Origin of the sequence: Aquimarina amphilecti (genome assembly GCF_900109375.1) — a bacterium.
GTDB lineage: Bacteria > Bacteroidota > Bacteroidia > Flavobacteriales > Flavobacteriaceae > Aquimarina > Aquimarina amphilecti.
Genome location: NZ_FOAB01000009.1, coordinates 37,433 through 54,214 on the forward strand (window position 1 = coordinate 37,433; position 16,782 = coordinate 54,214).

The 16,782-nt window shown below is 32.1% G+C and carries 16 protein-coding genes; 5 read left to right on the forward strand and 11 right to left on the reverse strand.

The features are described from left to right. Position 1: 1 nt before the first annotated feature. From BMY33_RS20300 to BMY33_RS20330, 7 genes are all read right to left on the reverse strand, one after another. The gene (locus BMY33_RS20300; RefSeq protein WP_244543062.1) at positions 2 to 544 is read right to left on the reverse strand and encodes an RNA polymerase sigma factor; all 543 of its coding nucleotides are present in this window, start codon (positions 542 to 544) and stop codon (positions 2 to 4) included. A gap of 176 nt (positions 545 to 720) precedes the next feature. After that, positions 721 to 2,946 carry an NADP-dependent isocitrate dehydrogenase gene (locus tag BMY33_RS20305; RefSeq protein WP_091411941.1) on the reverse strand — a complete coding sequence of 742 codons (2,226 nt, stop codon included), beginning with the start codon at positions 2,944 to 2,946 and terminating at the stop codon, positions 721 to 723. A gap of 966 nt (positions 2,947 to 3,912) precedes the next feature. Then, the gene (rplS, locus tag BMY33_RS20310) at positions 3,913 to 4,263 is read right to left on the reverse strand and encodes a 50S ribosomal protein L19 (RefSeq protein ID WP_091411942.1); all 351 of its coding nucleotides are present in this window, start codon (positions 4,261 to 4,263) and stop codon (positions 3,913 to 3,915) included. A gap of 224 nt (positions 4,264 to 4,487) precedes the next feature. Next, entirely contained in the window at positions 4,488 to 5,165 is a 678-nt protein-coding gene (trmD, locus tag BMY33_RS20315) for a tRNA (guanosine(37)-N1)-methyltransferase TrmD (protein WP_091411944.1), read from the reverse strand. Positions 5,166 to 5,224: 59 nt separating this feature from the next. Beyond that, positions 5,225 to 5,842: a hypothetical protein gene (locus BMY33_RS20320; protein ID WP_091411945.1), complete on the reverse strand. Its 618-nt coding sequence runs from the start codon at positions 5,840 to 5,842 to the stop codon at positions 5,225 to 5,227. Positions 5,843 to 6,175: 333 nt separating this feature from the next. Then, the gene (locus BMY33_RS20325; protein ID WP_091411947.1) at positions 6,176 to 7,624 is read right to left on the reverse strand and encodes a glyceraldehyde-3-phosphate dehydrogenase; all 1,449 of its coding nucleotides are present in this window, start codon (positions 7,622 to 7,624) and stop codon (positions 6,176 to 6,178) included. A gap of 135 nt (positions 7,625 to 7,759) precedes the next feature. Then, positions 7,760 to 9,178: a trypsin-like peptidase domain-containing protein gene (locus tag BMY33_RS20330; RefSeq protein WP_091411948.1), complete on the reverse strand. Its 1,419-nt coding sequence runs from the start codon at positions 9,176 to 9,178 to the stop codon at positions 7,760 to 7,762. Between the two features lie 164 nt (positions 9,179 to 9,342). Here BMY33_RS20330 and dapF point away from each other — a divergent pair, with 164 nt between their 5' ends. The 4 genes from dapF to BMY33_RS20350 all read left to right on the forward strand — a co-directional run bounded on the left by dapF (position 9,343) and on the right by BMY33_RS20350 (position 12,702). After that, the gene (gene dapF, locus BMY33_RS20335; RefSeq protein WP_091411950.1) at positions 9,343 to 10,128 is read left to right on the forward strand and encodes a diaminopimelate epimerase; all 786 of its coding nucleotides are present in this window, start codon (positions 9,343 to 9,345) and stop codon (positions 10,126 to 10,128) included. Continuing rightward, positions 10,122 to 10,649, forward strand: coding sequence for a GNAT family N-acetyltransferase (locus BMY33_RS20340; protein WP_091411952.1), 528 nt, complete (start codon positions 10,122 to 10,124; stop codon positions 10,647 to 10,649). Before dapF ends, BMY33_RS20340 begins: the two co-directional genes overlap by 7 nt. After that, complete coding sequence (mltG, locus tag BMY33_RS20345) at positions 10,639 to 11,682, forward strand: endolytic transglycosylase MltG (protein ID WP_091412164.1); 1,044 nt, start codon at positions 10,639 to 10,641, stop codon at positions 11,680 to 11,682. The genes BMY33_RS20340 and mltG overlap by 11 nt, the downstream gene beginning before the upstream one ends. Before the next feature lie 354 nt (positions 11,683 to 12,036). After that, complete coding sequence (locus BMY33_RS20350; RefSeq protein ID WP_091412166.1) at positions 12,037 to 12,702, forward strand: peptidoglycan-binding protein LysM; 666 nt, start codon at positions 12,037 to 12,039, stop codon at positions 12,700 to 12,702. 32 nt (positions 12,703 to 12,734) lie between these two features. Here the strand turns inward: BMY33_RS20350 and BMY33_RS20355 are convergent, their stop codons facing one another. The 3 genes from BMY33_RS20355 to dnaA form a co-directional block, all read right to left on the reverse strand. Then, complete coding sequence (locus BMY33_RS20355) at positions 12,735 to 13,466, reverse strand: SAM-dependent methyltransferase (RefSeq protein ID WP_091411954.1); 732 nt, start codon at positions 13,464 to 13,466, stop codon at positions 12,735 to 12,737. A gap of 208 nt (positions 13,467 to 13,674) precedes the next feature. Continuing rightward, on the reverse strand, positions 13,675 to 14,127 hold the full coding sequence (locus BMY33_RS20360; RefSeq protein WP_091411955.1) for a low molecular weight protein-tyrosine-phosphatase: 453 nt from the start codon (positions 14,125 to 14,127) through the stop codon (positions 13,675 to 13,677). A gap of 11 nt (positions 14,128 to 14,138) precedes the next feature. Next, positions 14,139 to 15,566: a chromosomal replication initiator protein DnaA gene (dnaA, locus tag BMY33_RS20365; protein WP_091411957.1), complete on the reverse strand. Its 1,428-nt coding sequence runs from the start codon at positions 15,564 to 15,566 to the stop codon at positions 14,139 to 14,141. Between the two features lie 191 nt (positions 15,567 to 15,757). Between dnaA and BMY33_RS20370 the strand changes: the two genes are divergently transcribed. Next, the gene (locus BMY33_RS20370; RefSeq protein WP_091411959.1) at positions 15,758 to 16,180 is read left to right on the forward strand and encodes an acyl-CoA thioesterase; all 423 of its coding nucleotides are present in this window, start codon (positions 15,758 to 15,760) and stop codon (positions 16,178 to 16,180) included. Here BMY33_RS20370 and BMY33_RS20375 read toward each other — a convergent pair. Further along, complete coding sequence (locus BMY33_RS20375; RefSeq protein WP_091411961.1) at positions 16,161 to 16,775, reverse strand: IMPACT family protein; 615 nt, start codon at positions 16,773 to 16,775, stop codon at positions 16,161 to 16,163. The genes BMY33_RS20370 and BMY33_RS20375 overlap by 20 nt on opposite strands. Positions 16,776 to 16,782 lie beyond the last annotated feature (7 nt).

A 16,782-nucleotide genomic window follows, 5' to 3' on the forward strand; every position in this document is an offset into this window, starting at 1 on the left:
CTTATTCTAATGTGTTTACAATCTCAATCAGTTTTTTCTTTGCTCTATGATATTGTGATTTAGATGTAGAACTAGAAATCTCTAGTATCTCTGAAATCTCAATGTGATCATACCCTTCTATTAAGTACAGATTAATAATCTGCTTATATCCACTTGGTAATTTTGTAATTCCTTTTTTTATTTTGTCTATATCACTGGTGTTAATAGATTCTATAATTTCTTCACTAATATGATATTCATGTTGGTCTAATGGTGTAATTGGTATTTTTTTTACTTTTAAGTGATTAATACTTTTATTAATCACTATCCTTTTTAACCAGGAACCGAACGTACTTTCATATCTGAAAGAGGTTAGGTTTTTAAAGGCATCAACAAAACTATCTTGAATAATATCTTCAGCATCTTCTCTAATACCTAATATTCTCATGCTTACATTATACATAGCATCTACGTATAACTCATATAGCTTATACTGAGAATTGCGATCACCAGATTTACTTTTTTCTATTAGATCTTTATGTGTATAAAGAATATTAGTTTTCAATTAATTATGGTTGATTGTAAGTTTCTTTAAAGTTACTTTTCTTTTCTAGTTATTACTATTGACAACACAAAAAGTAAAGGGTTGCATATGATTTACTTTTTTTATGTAAAACCATAAAAAAACCTGTAAAACAATATGTTTTACAGGTTTTTTTAAATGATAATAATAAATTATTATTATCCTATGATTTTATTTAGTGTTTCACTAGGTCTCATTGCATTAGCAACTTTAGTAACATCAGGCCAATAATAACCACCCATATCTACTGCGCTCCCTTGAGCATCATTTAATTCTGTGATTATTGTTGTTTCATTTTCTCCTAATTCTTTTGCGATAGAAGAGAATTCTTCTTGTAAATCTTTATCTTTTGTTTGCTCAGCAAGTGCTTGCGCCCAATACAAAGCAAGATAGAAGTGACTCCCTCTGTTATCAAGTTCATTCACTTTTCTTGATGGAGATTTTTTATTCTCTAAAAATTCTTCTGTCGCTTTGTCTAAGGCTTCTGCAATTATAAGAGATTTTGGATTATTGTTAACTTCTCCTAAATGCTCTAAAGAAACAGCTAGCGCTAAAAACTCACCAAGAGAATCCCAACGTAAGTGACCTTCTTTATTAAACTGTTGTACGTGTTTTGGAGCAGAACCACCCGCACCGGTTTCAAATAATCCACCACCATTCATTAATGGAACAATAGAAAGCATTTTTGCGCTAGTTCCTAATTCTAAAATAGGGAAGAGGTCCGTGTTATAATCACGTAATACATTTCCTGTTACTGAAATAGTGTCTTTACCTTCTTTTATTCTTTCTAACGAGAACTTTGTAGCTTCTACCGGAGACATAATTCTTATATCTAATCCTTCGGTATTATGTTCTGGTAAGTAAGTATTTACTTTTTTTATCAAGCTAGCATCGTGAGCTCTCGTCTTATCCAACCAGAATATTGCAGGAGTATTTGTTGCACGAGCTCTGCTTACAGCTAATTTAACCCAATCTTTTACAGGAGCATCTTTAGTTTGACACATTCTCCAGATATCTCCTTGCTCTACAGTGTGTTCTATTAAAACAGTTCCGGTTGCGTCTATTACACGAACAGTACCGGTACCTTTAATTTCGAAAGTTTTATCGTGAGAACCATACTCTTCAGCTTTTTTAGCCATTAAACCAACATTAGGAACTGTTCCCATAGTCGTTGGATCAAAAGCGCCATGTTTTTTACAGAAATCGATTGTTTCTTGATATATTCCTGCATAGCTACTATCAGGAATCACAGCTTTCGTGTCTTGAGTATTACCTTTTGCATCCCACATTTGACCTGAATTACGAATCATAGCGGGCATAGAGGCATCAATAATAACATCACTTGGTACATGAAGATTGGTAATCCCTTGATCAGAGTTTACCATCGCTAATTGAGGACCATTCTCATAACAAGCTTTGATATCAGCTTCTATTTCAGCTTTTTTAGTTGCATCTGGTATTTTCTTTAGTTTGTTAACAAGATCTCCAAAACCATTGTTTACTTCAACACCTATTCCTTCAAGAGTTTCACTATGCTTTTCGAAGACATCTTTAAAGAATACTTCTACAGCATGACCAAAAATAATAGGATCCGATACCTTCATCATCGTTGCTTTCATGTGTAATGAAAACAAAACATTCTTATCTTTAGCGTCTGCAATTTGTTCTTCTAGAAAAGAAATCAATGCTTTTTTACTCATTACAGTAGCATCAATTATTTCCCCTGTAAGTAGTGCCGTCTTTTCTTTTAATACCGTTGTAGTACCATTATCATCAACAAATTCAATTTTTACATCTCCAGCTTCAGAAATTGTAATTGATTTTTCATTAGAACGAAAATCACCACTAGACATGGTTGATACATGTGTTTTAGAATCACCATTCCATGCTCCCATAGAATGTGGATTCTTTCGTGCATATTGTTTTACAGGTTTAGGAGCTCTACGATCAGAATTACCTTCTCTTAATACTGGATTTACAGCACTTCCTTTAATTTTATCGTACTTACTTTTTATTTCCTTCTCGGCATCATTTTCTGGCTCTTCAGGATAATTAGGAATATTGAAACCTTGCAATTGTAGCTCTGCTATAGCAGCTTTTAATTGAGGAACTGATGCACTAATATTAGGAAGCTTAATAATGTTTGCTTCTGGCTTTAAAGCTAATTCACCGAGTTCCGCTAATGCATTTACCTGTTTTTGCTTATCCGAAAGGTTTTCCGGAAAAACGGATAGAATTCTTGCCGCAAGGGATATGTCCTTAGTTTCAACTTCTATATTTGCAGCTTTTGTAAACTTTTTTACAATAGGCAAAAAAGAATAGGTAGCTAACGCAGGTGCTTCATCAGTTTTAGTGTAAACAATTTTTGAGGATTCAATTCCCATATTTTTTGATTTTAAATAAGGTATTTATTTAGCCTTTAGGTTTAATACCTTATGTATTATACTATCTATTAAGGAAACAATTAGTCGTTTAATTTTTCTTGGACAAATAATATTTACCTTTCTTAAAATATTTGAGGAACACTAGGTGTTATAAAAATATTATTCGCTGTAAGATTTTCCGAGCGCGAAGATACAAATATAGGGTAGCAAATGCAACCGGTAGATTGTTAGTTTTGAGTTAAAGAGAGTGAATTAGAAATCTTTGAAAAAGAAAGGGCGTAAAAAACAGTAGTCGTAAAAAAAGTAATCCAATTTGAGAATAATTTGAAAAATAAAAAGCCATATCATAATACGAATATCTTGACATGGCTTTTGTTTAGAAACAATAATCTTGTCAGCTGTTTTACCCGCTATTAAATAATAACTTTCGTTAACTTATACCAAAACTGTTATTTCTATTTTGAGCAGTTTTAATTTATGAAAGAAAATACAATAATAAATTAAAATACTACTCTGGTGACTATTGCGAACGCTGTTGTATCTAAATTACTTATGTAATTTTTTAGTTTCTCATCCGAATAGTCTAATGCCACTTAAAATTAAAAAGGTGTCAAAACTTAATTTTTTCTTTTAAATTTCATTCTGAAATGATTTTAAAGAGAATCCTTAAAGTGATTTCAACGATGTACTCAAAAAAATAACTTTCGTTTTATATTTATCCCAATCTTAAGATGGTTTATGTAAAATGTTCAAAGAACGAGTTTAGAAAAAATACATATAGGAATCCTTGTGTCATCTTTTTGCTCTATATTCTTTCTATATCCTAAAGATAAGAAAAAAGAACTGAGAGATCGATTTCATGTATGGTTTTAGTTATCAACTGGTTATGAACCTGTGTTGTTAACTTTTGTTCATAAAAAAAAGGTTGCCATATGACAACCTTTTTTATTATATGTGCTATAAGAATTAGCTTCTTTTTTCTTTAATACGAGCTTTCTTACCTGTAAGTTCTCTAAAGTAAAAGATACGTGCTCTACGTACTTTACCTCTTTTGTTAATTTCAATTTTCTGTAGTGCAGGTAAATTAACTGGGAAAATACGTTCTACACCTACTGTACCAGACATTTTTCTGATAGTAAAAGTTTCACTTGAACCAGAACCTCTTCTTTGGATTACAACACCTCTAAAAAACTGAGTACGTGTTTTGTTTCCTTCTTTAATTTCGTAATATACTGTAATTGTATCACCTGCTGCGAATTCAGGTAATTCTTTTCTTGTAACAAACTCGTCTTGTACGAATTTTACTAAATCTTCCATTTTTGAAGTAGTTTACTTGTTTTGTGTCAAAGCAACATTCACGATTTTCGCCAGAGGTTATTTCAATCAGGGTGCAAAAATAACTAATATTTAATTATTTGCAAGTATTTTTAGTATTATTGTTGGTAAAGATGATTGCAGTTTATATGCTTATTTATCAATAAGATAAGATTTGTGTTTGGTTCGTATATCTTATTGGTAAACTAGAGTTTAATAAACGGCGTTTAATCATCTAATAAATCTGGTCTTCTTTCTTTAGTTCTTTGATATGCTTGTTCTTCTCTCCAAGCTTCAATTTTAGGAAAATTTCCTGATGTAAGTACTTCTGGAACTTTCCATCCTTTATAATCTGCAGGTCTTGTGTATATAGGAGGCGCTAATAGGTCATCCTGAAATGAATCTGTTAAAGCAGAAGTTTCGTTACCTAAAACTCCTGGTATTAGCCTGATGATTGAATCACATAAAATTAAAGCTCCTAATTCTCCTCCAGATAATACATAGTCACCAATGGATATTTCTTTCGTGATAAAATGTTCTCTAACTCTCTGGTCTACACCTTTATAATGACCGCATAGGATAATTATGTTTCCTTTTAGAGATAATTGATTGGCTATTCCTTGGTTTAGTGTATCTCCATCTGGAGTCATATAAATGACTTCGTCATATGTTCTTTCAGCTTTTAGTTTAGAAATACATTTGTCAATAGGTTCTACCATCATTACCATTCCGGCACCACCACCAAATTGATAATCATCAACTTGTTTATAGTTGTCAGTCGTATAATCTCTAAGGTTATGTAGTTGTACATCTACTAATCCCTTTTCTATTGATCGTTTCATAATTGAAGCTTCAAAAGGACTTTTAAGAAGATCAGGTACAACCGTTATTATATCTATTCGCATTTGTCGTTGTTAGGATTGCAAAGATGCAAAACAAATATGGTAAAATCCAGAGATTTCGACTACTTAGCTCCGGTTTTACGTTGTTTGTTAATTTCGTCTTGAAGTTTGCGCATAACCTTTTGTTCTCTTTCTAAAGCTCTACGTCTATGCTCTTCAAACTCAGCTTCTGTTTCTGCTAAAGCTTTTTTAGCTTGTACAGTAACAGAATTACTATTTTTAAATCTAAAAACAAAGAAAGCAAGAAGAGCTATAAGCCCTCCAACAATAGCCCACATCATAGTTTTGTAACTACCTTTTGTGAATGGGATGCCTAAAAAAGTCATACTGTCTTTTTCTTCGGTGACCGATGTAAGGTTTTCATTTGTCTTTGCAAGAGAAGCTTCGAGGTTAGAAATAGAAGCTAGTTGTTCGGTGATTTTTTGATTAGAACTGTTTAATTTAGACTCTAATGTTTTAATAGAATCAATTGTATTTCCTTTTAGTTTATCTAACCAAACACGTTTTACAACTTTATATTCTTGATATCTTCCAGATTTTTTAATTACTACATCAAATTGAGTCTTAATGTTTTCATTCTGTAATGCTTGTTCTGCAGTAAGGTTGTCTTCTTGTGCCTGAATGGTTTCAAAGATGGGGAATAGAGCTATGAAAACTAATAGGTACTTTGGTAATTTCATGTGTGAGTTTTAATTATTTTTTAATGGTTGATTAAAACCTTGATTATATTAGTTGAACTTCATTTTACTTGCTTAATAAAGTTGACGTTATAGTGCTCAAGATTTCATTCTTTTTTTACGTTAATCTTTAATTAATTGTAACGGTAATAAATATACGATATTGTAGATAATTTAAAAGATTTAAAAGGGTGTATAATTACTGGTAATTCTTATTGTTTTGAAATTTACGAAAACTTTTGTTTTTTTTGACCAATCATCTTCATTGAGTTTACTGCAATAAAAAAGTCGCTATTTAAAATAACGACTTTAATATTTATATAATAAGAGGAGTTACTAGTAATATGTAAAACGTCTTACTTTTGCTATGTATTTTGATAATCTGATTACTTGATGGCTATAACCATATTCGTTGTCATACCAAACATAAAGAACTGCATTGTTACCTTTAGCATCTACAATCGTTGCGTTGCTGTCGTATATTGAAGGTGCTGATGACCCAACAATATCACTTGAAACCAATTCATTGTCTAAAGAGTATTTAATTTGCTCAACAAGGTTGCCTTCTAAAGCATATTTTTTGATAATAGCATTCATACTTTCTTTAGAAGTGTTTTTTTCTAAATTAAGATTAAGAATTGCTAGGGATCCATTAGGTACTGGTACTCGAATAGCATTAGAAGTTAATTTACCTTCAAAACTTGGCAATGCTTTAGAAACTGCTTTTCCAGCTCCAGTTTCCGTAATAACCATGTTTAATGCTGCCGCGCGTCCTCTTCTATATTTTTTATGCATATTATCTACCAAATTTTGGTCATTAGTATATGCATGGATGGTTTCTAAATGTCCATTGATTACTCCAAAACTTTCGTCTACTGCTTGTAAAATTGGTGTAATTGCATTGGTAGTACAAGAAGCGGCAGAGAATATATTTACTTTGTCTGGATTGTGTTCTTTGTGATTTACTCCGTGAACAATATTTGGAACTCCTTTACCTGGGGCAGTAAGTAATACTTTATCAATTCCTTTTGCGATTAAGTGTCTGCTTAAAGCTTCCTTATCTCTAAATACTCCTGTATTGTCAATTAATAAGGCATTGTCTATTCCATAAGAAGTGTAGTCAATGTCTTCTGGATTATTAGCACTAATAATTTTTACTGTAGTACCATTTATGATTAGAGAACTGTTTGCTATATCTGTTTCTACCAATCCAGCAAATTCTCCGTGAACCGAATCATTTCTTAATAAAGAAGCTCTTTTTTCTAAAACTTCTTCTGTAATAGATCCTCTAGTTACAATAGCTCTTAATCTTAATTGACTTCCTTTTCCAGTAATAGTCATAAGTTCTCTAGCAACTAAACGCCCAATTCGTCCAAAACCATAAAGCACTACATCTTTTGGAGATATATTTTTGAATTTTTTAGCATCCTTTAGTTTGTTCATTACAAAACTAGTTGCAGAATCATACTCATTACCAGCAAGGTGATACTCATAAGTAAGTTTACCAATATCTAACTTTGCAGGAGGCAAGTCCATTAATTTAATAGCTTGCGCGATTTCTACAGAATCAAAAATCGAAATTGGTTTTTGAACAAACTCACCAGCGTATTCATGTAAATTAAGAATCTCGCTTACATTTTTATCAATTAATTGGTTGCGAAATAGCACTAATTCAATTGAATTATCGTACCAAAGGTCGCTCACAGTTTTAATAAATGCTACCGTTGCACGGCGTCTGTCTGCCTGAAAGGCAAGTTCTTTCTCATAAACTTCGTTAGAACTCATAATGTGTTGTGTTTTACAATCTTGAAATTTCGCGCAAAAGTATGAATTTCAAACGTTTTCGTAAAGCTTTTTGAATAAAAAAATCCCATTACTCACAAAGAGTAATGGGATCATTCATTTTATCTAGTCTCTGACTTAGTTTTGGAAAACAAATTCTCTTTTTTCACCATCACGATCAATTAAACTAATAGTGATATCGTCTTCAGGATATTTACTTTCTATAATTTGTTTTACTTGTAATACATTTTTTACCTTTTTGCTATCGATTTCACTTATGATTAAACCTTCTAAGTTGTATCGTTGCATTTTTGGGCTTAGTGCTTTGCTGATTATTACTCCATGATCTAAGTTAAATTTTTTCAAATACTCAGGATTTGGATTAGCCACTTCTACACCCACATCTTCAATATTATATCTTTGGATAACATATTTAGATAGCGTAACAGGTAAATTAAGTTCTCTATCTTCTCTTATTATTTTTACATTAATAATGTCATTAGGGCTTTTGCTATTTACATAACCTGTTAGGTCTGCAAATTTCTTTATTCTCAATCCATCTATTTCTTTAATAACATCACCCTCTTTTAATCCAGCTTTTTTAGCTCCACTATCTTCTCCAACATTAGTAATCACAACACCTTGAGTTTCATCGATATCATATTTCTCCATTACTTGTTTGGTCAGGTTATCACCATTTATGCCTAATATTCCTCTTTGTACATCTCCGAACTCTAGTATGTCTTCAACAATTTTTCGAGCATTGTTAGAAGGTACAGCAAAAGCATACCCAACATAACTTCCTGTTTGTGATGTAATTGCGGTATTTATTCCTATTAATTCTCCACGGATATTCACTAATGCTCCACCGCTATTTCCAGGATTGATAGCTGCGTCTGTTTGTATAAATGATTGAAAATTACCATCGTATTCATTTAAATCTCTTGATTTAGCACTGATTATTCCGGCAGTAACCGTAGATGTAAGATTAAAAGGATTACCAACTGCTAAAACCCACTCACCAATTTTTGCTGAGTTTGAATTTCCAAACGGTATGTAAGATAGTTTTTCATCAGAATCGATTTTAATTAAAGCAATATCTGATTGAGGTGCAGTACCTATAATTTCGGCCTTATACGATTTGTTATTATTTAATGTAACTTCTAAGTCAGTAGCTCCATCTATCACGTGATTATTTGTAACTATGTATCCATCTTCTGTAATAATAACTCCAGATCCAGCACCTTGAATCTTTCTTTCAGTAGTTCCTCCATTTCTAAAGTATTCCATCAGATTCCTTGGTGTCTTGGAAATTCCATATTGTTTAACATGAACAACGGCATTTACTGTTTTTTCTGCAGCTACAGTAAAATCAACATTGGTACCTGCTGTATTTATGTTAGTTGCAGTATACGCTGTTGGGATTAAATTTGTTTTTTGTGTGGTCTCATTTTTGGTAACAACAACCGCTTCAGGTTCGAGAAACATTTTATATGCTCCTAATGTCATTACTCCTGCTAAAATAGCTACAACCAATAAGCTAAAAAATCTTTTCATCTTCTTTTCTTTTTTCGTTTAATTTGACTAGTACTATAATATAGACTCTTAATAACTATTAAAATTACAACTATAGTATATTTTTTTTAGATATTTAACGCACCATTAACAACGATTATATGTTTACTTTCTTTGTACCTTTGCTCTTTATAATTGAATAAATAATGAACCTTACTTTTTATAAATATCAAGGTACTGGTAATGATTTCGTAATCATTGATAATAGAAAATCAACTTTGTCCAAAAATAATACCAAATTATTCGCAAGACTTTGTGACAGAAAATTTGGGATAGGAGCTGATGGTTTGATGTTGTTGGAGCTTCCGCAAAATGAAGATGATGATTTTACTATGGTGTATTTTAATGCAGATGGTAATGAGAGTACTATGTGTGGTAATGGAGGAAGATGTCTTGTAGCTTTTGCTGCGTTTCTTGGGGTAATTGATAATACGGCTGTTTTTACAGCTATCGACGGAAAACATAAGGCTGAAATTAAAAATGGTTTAGTTCATTTACAAATGCAGAATGTTTCGAAGATTGAGCAGTACGATTCCCATTTGTTTCTGGATACCGGTTCTCCGCATCATGTAACTATGGTGAATAATTTGGTTTCTTTCGATGTAACTAATGTTGGTCGTGAAATTAGAAATGGAGCTCCTTATTTTGATAAAGGAAGTAATGTTAATTTTGTAGAGAAAGAATCAGATGGTTTGTTTTCCGTTCGTACATATGAAAGAGGGGTGGAAGATGAGACCTTATCATGTGGTACTGGAGTGACTGCTGTAGCATTGTCTATGCATAAGACAAAGATGACAGATAAAGAAGAAGTTAGTGTTAAGACTCCTGGAGGATCGTTAAAAGTGACTTTTAAAGAAACCGAAAGTGGTTATGAGGATATATTTCTTATAGGTCCAGCAGAACAGGTTTTTAAAGGAGAGATTACATGTTAACGCTAAAGGGTGAACATATTTATCTCAGAGCATTGGAACCCGAAGATTTGGATTTTGTTTATCTAATTGAAAATGATGAGCGAATATGGGAGATGAGTACAACGCAAACTCCTTATTCTAGATTTTTGATCAAACAATACTTAGAGAATGCTCATCAAGATATTTATGATGCGAAACAGTTGCGTCTCGTTATCTGTTCGTATGATGATGCAACATTAGGGTTGATTGACTTATTCGATTTTAGTCCTACGCATAATAGGGCAGGAGTAGGTATTCTTATTGCAGAAGAAGAGTATCGTGGTAAAGGGTATGGAAAAGAAGCCTTGAAACTTATAAAGAACTATGGTAAAACACATCTAAGGTTACACCAATTATATGCTAATATTGCCGAGGATAATTTAGCAAGTATTCAGTTGTTCGAGAAAGAAGGGTTTGTAAACATTGGAATAAAAAAAGAATGGAACCTTGTTGCTGGCAAGTACAAGGATGAATTATTATATCAGCATATATATGTACATTAAAAGAATATTATTAATAATAGCCTTAATTGGTTTGATAGGTGGTGGATTGTTTGCATATTACGTGTATCAGGCAGTTTTTTCTCCAAACACTAATTTTGATTCAGAAACAACTACACTGTTTATATCTTCAGGAACAACGTATCCAGAATTTAGAAAGATTATACATCCTTTATTAAAAGATCCTTCCAGTTTTGATAAAATAGCTGCCAAAAAAGGGTATACTAATAAAGTGAAAGCAGGAAGGTATATTCTTAAAAAGGGATTAAACAATAATGAACTTGTAGATTTACTACGAAGTAAAAATAGACCTATTCAATTAAGTTTTAATAATCAAGAAAGATTGGAAAACCTAGCGGGTAGAGTTGCGCAACAGATAGAGGCTGATAGTTTGTCTTTATTAAAAGCTTTTAAAGATGCAGATTTTATAGTTGAACAAGGCTTTACAATTGATAATGCACTAGCAATGTATGTTCCGAATAAGTATGAGTTTTTTTGGAATACATCTGCTGAGCAGTTTAGGAGTCGAATGTTGAAAGAGTATAACCGATTTTGGAATGATAATAGAAAGAGTAAAGCAAAGAAAATTGGTTTGACTTTTAATGAGGTTACTACCATCGCTTCTATTGTTCAAAAGGAAACAGCTAAGGTTGATGAGCGACCAAGAGTTGCGGGAGTATATATGAATAGGCATAAGAATGGATGGAAACTGGATGCAGACCCTACGGTTATATTCGCTTTAAAGAAACATAGAGATGATTGGGATATGGTTATTAAAAGAGTGCTTTATAAAGATTTAGAGTTAGACAGTCCTTATAATACTTATAAGTATAGCACCTTACCTCCAGGTCCTATTACTATGCCAGATATTTCTTCTATTGATGCAGTTCTTAATTATGAAAATCATGAGTACTACTTCTTTGTGGCTAATGTAGAAAACTTTGGATATCATAAGTTTGCTAAAACGATGGCTCAACACAATAGAAATAAAAAGCAATACATCAATTGGATTAATAAACAAGGAGTAAATAGATAGAATTTCTAAGGTACTTTTTGTAGGAAAAAATCATTCCGGAACGTAGTTAAAAACGCTTTCTGGTGTTAACTTATCAACATTTTCTTTTTGAATCCTGTTAATTACCTAACAAACTTGTTGTGTAGTTTTAATCGATCAAAACTCTTACTTTGACGTTTAAGTGCAATATTTAAGAGTTTTTTGGACTTTTTAGTGCTTTTTTTAACTCTTTTTTATATGTAAACACCTGTTTTTCAGTATTATAATAAATTTAACATGTGGCAGTGGTTTATTTCAAATAAAATCGTATATTTGCACCGCAAAAATTTAAGTAGAGGGGAACATCTTTTTGATGTCTGCTTAGAAATTTTTTATATGATAAAAAGGATAATTGGACTTTTTTTAATTCTTACAATCGGGGGAATCGTTTTAGTAAGTTTTACACCAAAAAATAAAATAGATTTAAGTTCGTACAGTACTGCTGGATTAGATCTTTATTACATCGCTCCTAACTTTAACGAGATAGAAGATGATCTTAACTATAACGAGATAGAGGATGATCTTATAAGTAATTTTGTTTATCCAGAGTTAGGTAAGTCGTATGTTGGTTTTAAAGAAGCGGTTGCTTTTAAAGAGTCTCGTGGTGATTACGGTGTTGTGAACCAATTTGGATACATGGGAAAGTATCAGTTTGGTATAGGTACTCTTCAGTTAATTGGAATAAAAAATAAAAATACTTTTCTTGCTAGTCCAGAATTACAGGAGAGAGCATTTTATGCAAATCTTTCTAGAAATAAATGGATTTTACGTAGAGACCTTAAGTGGTTTGTTGGTAAGCGAATGAATGGTATTGTTATTACAGAGTCTGGTGTACTTGCTGCAGCCCATCTTTCAGGACCGGGTGCGGTAAAAAAATACCTTCGTAGTGGAGGAGTGGATGGTTTCGCAGATGCATTTGGTACTACTATTCGTTATTATATGAAGCGTTTTTCAGGGTTTGATACTTCTTTCGTTGTTCCTGAGAGAAAAGCAAAAGCTTAAAACTTTCTTTTATAGTGTCGTCTCCGATTTGTTTAGAGGTCTCTTTGGATAATAAATATCGTAGGCTTTTTGTGTAATTCGACTTGCTCATTTTTCCATTCTCCTACAGTTTTTGTTTTTATATACTCTGTAGTTAGGGTGATATCACTTGCAATACATAATCTAGTGTTTTGATTTAGAATTGCTAGGAGATCTGCTAGCATTTTGTCGTTTCTATATGGGGTTTCTATGAATATTTGTGCTTGATTTTTCTCTAAAGAATTTTTTTCTAGAAATTTAATGGTAGATTTTCTTTCGTTTTTATCAATTGGAAGATATCCGTTAAAACTGAAATTTTGCCCATTCATTCCGCTACTCATCATCGCAAGAAAAATAGATGATGGGCCAACCAAAGGAGTAACTTGAATTCCTTTTTCGTGCGCTAGTCTTACCACTTCTGCTCCTGGATCAGCAATACCAGGGCATCCTGCATCGGATAACAATCCAATAGATTCGCCATTTAGACAAGGAGCTAAATAATTAGGGATTTCGGAAGCATCAGTGTATTTGTTTACCGAATGAATAATTAAAGAGCGTTGTGATTTACTAGGGCTTACTTTTTTTATAAAACGTCTAGCAGGTTTTTCATTTTCAACAATATAGTGGTTTACTTGTTCTAATACCTTTTTTATAGATATAGGAAGTACTTCTAATGGTACATCGTCTCCTAATCTAGTAGGGATAAGGTATAATTTTCCTTTAGGATCTAGGGGTTTTGATTCCATAGTTTATTTAGTAACTAGTTGTTGATTAATTGAATTTGAATTGATGTATACATTAATCTTAAGACTAATGATCCGCGTGATGAATTTGGATACGCTTTTGTAGGGGTGTTTATGAAAAGTTATTTTTTTTCTCAAAGAGTAATATATTTAAATTAGGTTAACTGATTCTAAATATACAAAAACTTTGTTTTCTAGACTAGACCTCTTTTTATAGCTTTGTTACAATGTGATTACAAGCTTTATCTAGCATCTGATAAACATTTTCAAAACCTTGATCTCCTCCATAATATGGGTCAGGAACATCTAAATTTTGATTTGGTTGTAATTCATTTAAAATTAGTTTTACTTTTTTACGGTCTCCTTCGTTTCGAGAAAGCTTTATAATGTTTTGGTAGTTAGAAGTGTCCATAGGATAGATGAAATCATATATGTCAAAATCACTTGCTTTAAATTGAGCAGCTCTTTGATTCGTGATGTCTATTCCGTGTTTTTTTGCAGTCTCAATAGATCTTCTGTCAGGTTTCTCTCCAATATGGTAATTACTAGTGCCGCTAGATGCTACTTGAAATTTATCAGGATCTAATTTAGAAGCTAGAATACCTTCTGCTAATGGGGATCTGCATATGTTCCCAAGACATACCATTAGAATTTTAACCTTCATGTAATTGGAATTTAAAGCGTAAGCTTCTTGCCTAGATCCTCTACGTATTTTCTAAATTGCTTATCTGTAGAAGATAGGTTGTCAACTGTCTTACAGGCGTGAAGTACAGTAGCATGGTCTCTTTTTCCTATTTGTGTCCCTATACTTGCTAAAGAGGCTTTTGTTAATTTCTTAGCAAAGAACATAGCTAATTGTCTAGCTTGTACTATATGGCGCTTACGAGTTTTTGATTGTAGTGTTTCTACATCCATTTGGAAATAATCACTTACTACTTTTTGGATATAGTCAATTGATACTTCACGCTTGGTATTTTTTACGTAATTATCTACTATCGCTTTTGCAAGATCAATTGTGATGTCCTTTTTGTTGAAGGAAGAATGAGCAATTAGTGAAATGATTGCGCCTTCTAATTCACGAATATTAGTTTTGATATTGTTTGCTAAAAACTCTACAATATCTTCCGGCATTTCTACTCCATCACGATATAGTTTATTTTTAATAATAGAAATTCTTGTTTCGAAATCTGGTTGATGTAATTCTGCTGATAATCCCCATTTAAAACGTGAAAGTAAGCGTTGTTCAATATCCTGCATGTCCACAGGAGCTTTATCACTGGTAAGGATTACTTGTTTTCCATTTTGGTGTAAATGGTTGAATATATGAAAGAATACATCTTGTGTTCCAGCTTTTCCTGATAATAACTGAATATCATCTACTATCAATACGTCAATGATTTGATAAAAATGAATAAAGTCGTTTCTGTTATTCTTTTTTACAGACTCAATATATTGCTGAGTAAATTTCTCAGCAGAAATATATAAAACTGTTTTTTCAGGATAATTATCTTTTATATTAACTCCAATAGCGTGTGCTAGATGTGTTTTACCTAGTCCTACTCCTCCAAAGATTAATAAAGGATTAAAAGAAGTACCTCCTGGTTTATTAGCAACAGCCATTCCTGCTGATCTTGCTAATCTGTTAGAGTCTCCTTCTAGGAAATTATCAAAATTATAACTTGGATTTAATTGAGATTCGATTTTTACATTTCTAATTCCAGGAATTACAAATGGGTTTTTTAACTCTGGGTTCTTGCTTTTGATTGGCACATCAACCTCTTGAGAGCTTACTGATTTTCTATTAGCACTAGGAATTTTTTCAGTAAATGGCTTTTTGTTACCATATGTGTTTTCCATTTTAATAATGTACACCAATTTAGCAGTTTCACCAAGTTCTCTAGTTAAAGACACTTTAAGAAGATTTACATAGTGCTCTTCTAGCCACTCGTAGAAAAATTTACTGGGTACTTGAATACTCAAAGCGCTATCCGTAAGCTTTACAGCTTTAATAGGTTCAAACCAGGTTTTAAAAGCTTGAGGGGTAATGTTATCCTCTATAAAAGACAGACAATTATCCCAAACTGATTGCGCAGTTATATTCATTAGAGTGGTTAGATTACTTTTATTAGGTTATTAACGGAAAATTGTTGAAAAAGTTCCTTCTTTTTTTGCAAGACAAATATGTGAACAAAAAATGTAAAAAAAAAACGATTTTGGGGTTGAATTTTAATTATTTTTTTCGCATACTTAGATAATTGTAATTTTGTATTAATCATATTTTTTTAATAAAATAAATGTCAATCAGTTCAGAAACTTTGCTAAAAGTTAGATATTCAGAAACCGATCAAATGGGTGTGGTACATCACGGCAATTACGCACAATATTTAGAGTTAGCCCGTATTGATTGGTTGTCTCGACTAGGTGTTTCATATAAATCGATGGAAGAAAGCGGTATTATGCTCCCTGTTTTTACATTAGATTTTAAATTTAAGAAATCTGCATTCTTTGACGATGAATTAACTGTTAAAACTTTTTTAAAGAAAATTCCTACAGCTCGTATCGTTTTTGACTACAAAATTTACAATCAAGATAAGGAATTATTAACAATTGCTTCCTCAACATTGGTTTTTGTAGATGCCAAAACGCGAAAACCAATTTTATGCCCATCATATTTGTTAGATATTATAGAAAAAGAGTTTAATCGCTTACTTGTTTGATTTCTACTTCGTACAACGCAGAGAAAAGATCATTTATTTCATTAGCGATTGTTTTTCTTACCGAAATAAATATTTTGCAGTCTAATTCTAGTTTTTGATCTGTAATTCTAAGTTGACGTTCTTTTATAATTCGCATCACTTTGTTCATGTTTTTATACTCAAAAGTGATGCAAAACTTAACATCGATTGTTTTTTCTATAATTTTAGAAGATTCAAGTGATAATTGCGCGGCAGTTCTGTAGGCATTAATTAATCCTCCTACACCTAATTTGACACCACCGAAATATCGAACTACTATTATTAGGATATTGGTAACTTGAAAAGATTGGATTTGTCCATAAATTGGTTGACCTGCAGAATTAGAAGGTTCTCCGTCATCGTTGCTTCTGTATTTAATTTTTTCTGTTCCAATCTGCCAAGCATAACACCAATGTCTGGCAGCATGATGTTGTTTTTTTAATGATTCTATAATTGGTTTTACATCCTCTTCAGAAATAACAGGAAAGGAGTATCCAAAGAACTTACTATTTTTGTCTTTGAATAAGACTTCTTCTCCTGGATGATCAATTGTTTTATAGGTATCTGTGGTGTTCAATTCTTTG

Coding starts and splice junctions, on each gene's coding strand:
- BMY33_RS20305 (WP_091411941.1), bottom strand. CDS start 2,946: ATGGGAATTGAATCCTCAAAAATTGTTTACACTAAAACTGATGAAGCA.
- dapF (WP_091411950.1), top strand. CDS start 9,343: ATGAACCTTACTTTTTATAAATATCAAGGTACTGGTAATGATTTCGTA.
- BMY33_RS20320 (WP_091411945.1), bottom strand. CDS start 5,842: ATGAAATTACCAAAGTACCTATTAGTTTTCATAGCTCTATTCCCCATC.
- mltG (WP_091412164.1), top strand. CDS start 10,639: ATGTACATTAAAAGAATATTATTAATAATAGCCTTAATTGGTTTGATA.
- BMY33_RS20370 (WP_091411959.1), top strand. CDS start 15,758: ATGTCAATCAGTTCAGAAACTTTGCTAAAAGTTAGATATTCAGAAACC.
- BMY33_RS20330 (WP_091411948.1), bottom strand. CDS start 9,178: ATGAAAAGATTTTTTAGCTTATTGGTTGTAGCTATTTTAGCAGGAGTA.
- BMY33_RS20360 (WP_091411955.1), bottom strand. CDS start 14,127: ATGAAGGTTAAAATTCTAATGGTATGTCTTGGGAACATATGCAGATCC.
- BMY33_RS20355 (WP_091411954.1), bottom strand. CDS start 13,466: ATGGAATCAAAACCCCTAGATCCTAAAGGAAAATTATACCTTATCCCT.
- rplS (WP_091411942.1), bottom strand. CDS start 4,263: ATGGAAGATTTAGTAAAATTCGTACAAGACGAGTTTGTTACAAGAAAA.
- BMY33_RS20325 (WP_091411947.1), bottom strand. CDS start 7,624: ATGAGTTCTAACGAAGTTTATGAGAAAGAACTTGCCTTTCAGGCAGAC.
- BMY33_RS20350 (WP_091412166.1), top strand. CDS start 12,037: ATGATAAAAAGGATAATTGGACTTTTTTTAATTCTTACAATCGGGGGA.
- trmD (WP_091411944.1), bottom strand. CDS start 5,165: ATGCGAATAGATATAATAACGGTTGTACCTGATCTTCTTAAAAGTCCT.
- dnaA (WP_091411957.1), bottom strand. CDS start 15,566: ATGAATATAACTGCGCAATCAGTTTGGGATAATTGTCTGTCTTTTATA.
- BMY33_RS20340 (WP_091411952.1), top strand. CDS start 10,122: ATGTTAACGCTAAAGGGTGAACATATTTATCTCAGAGCATTGGAACCC.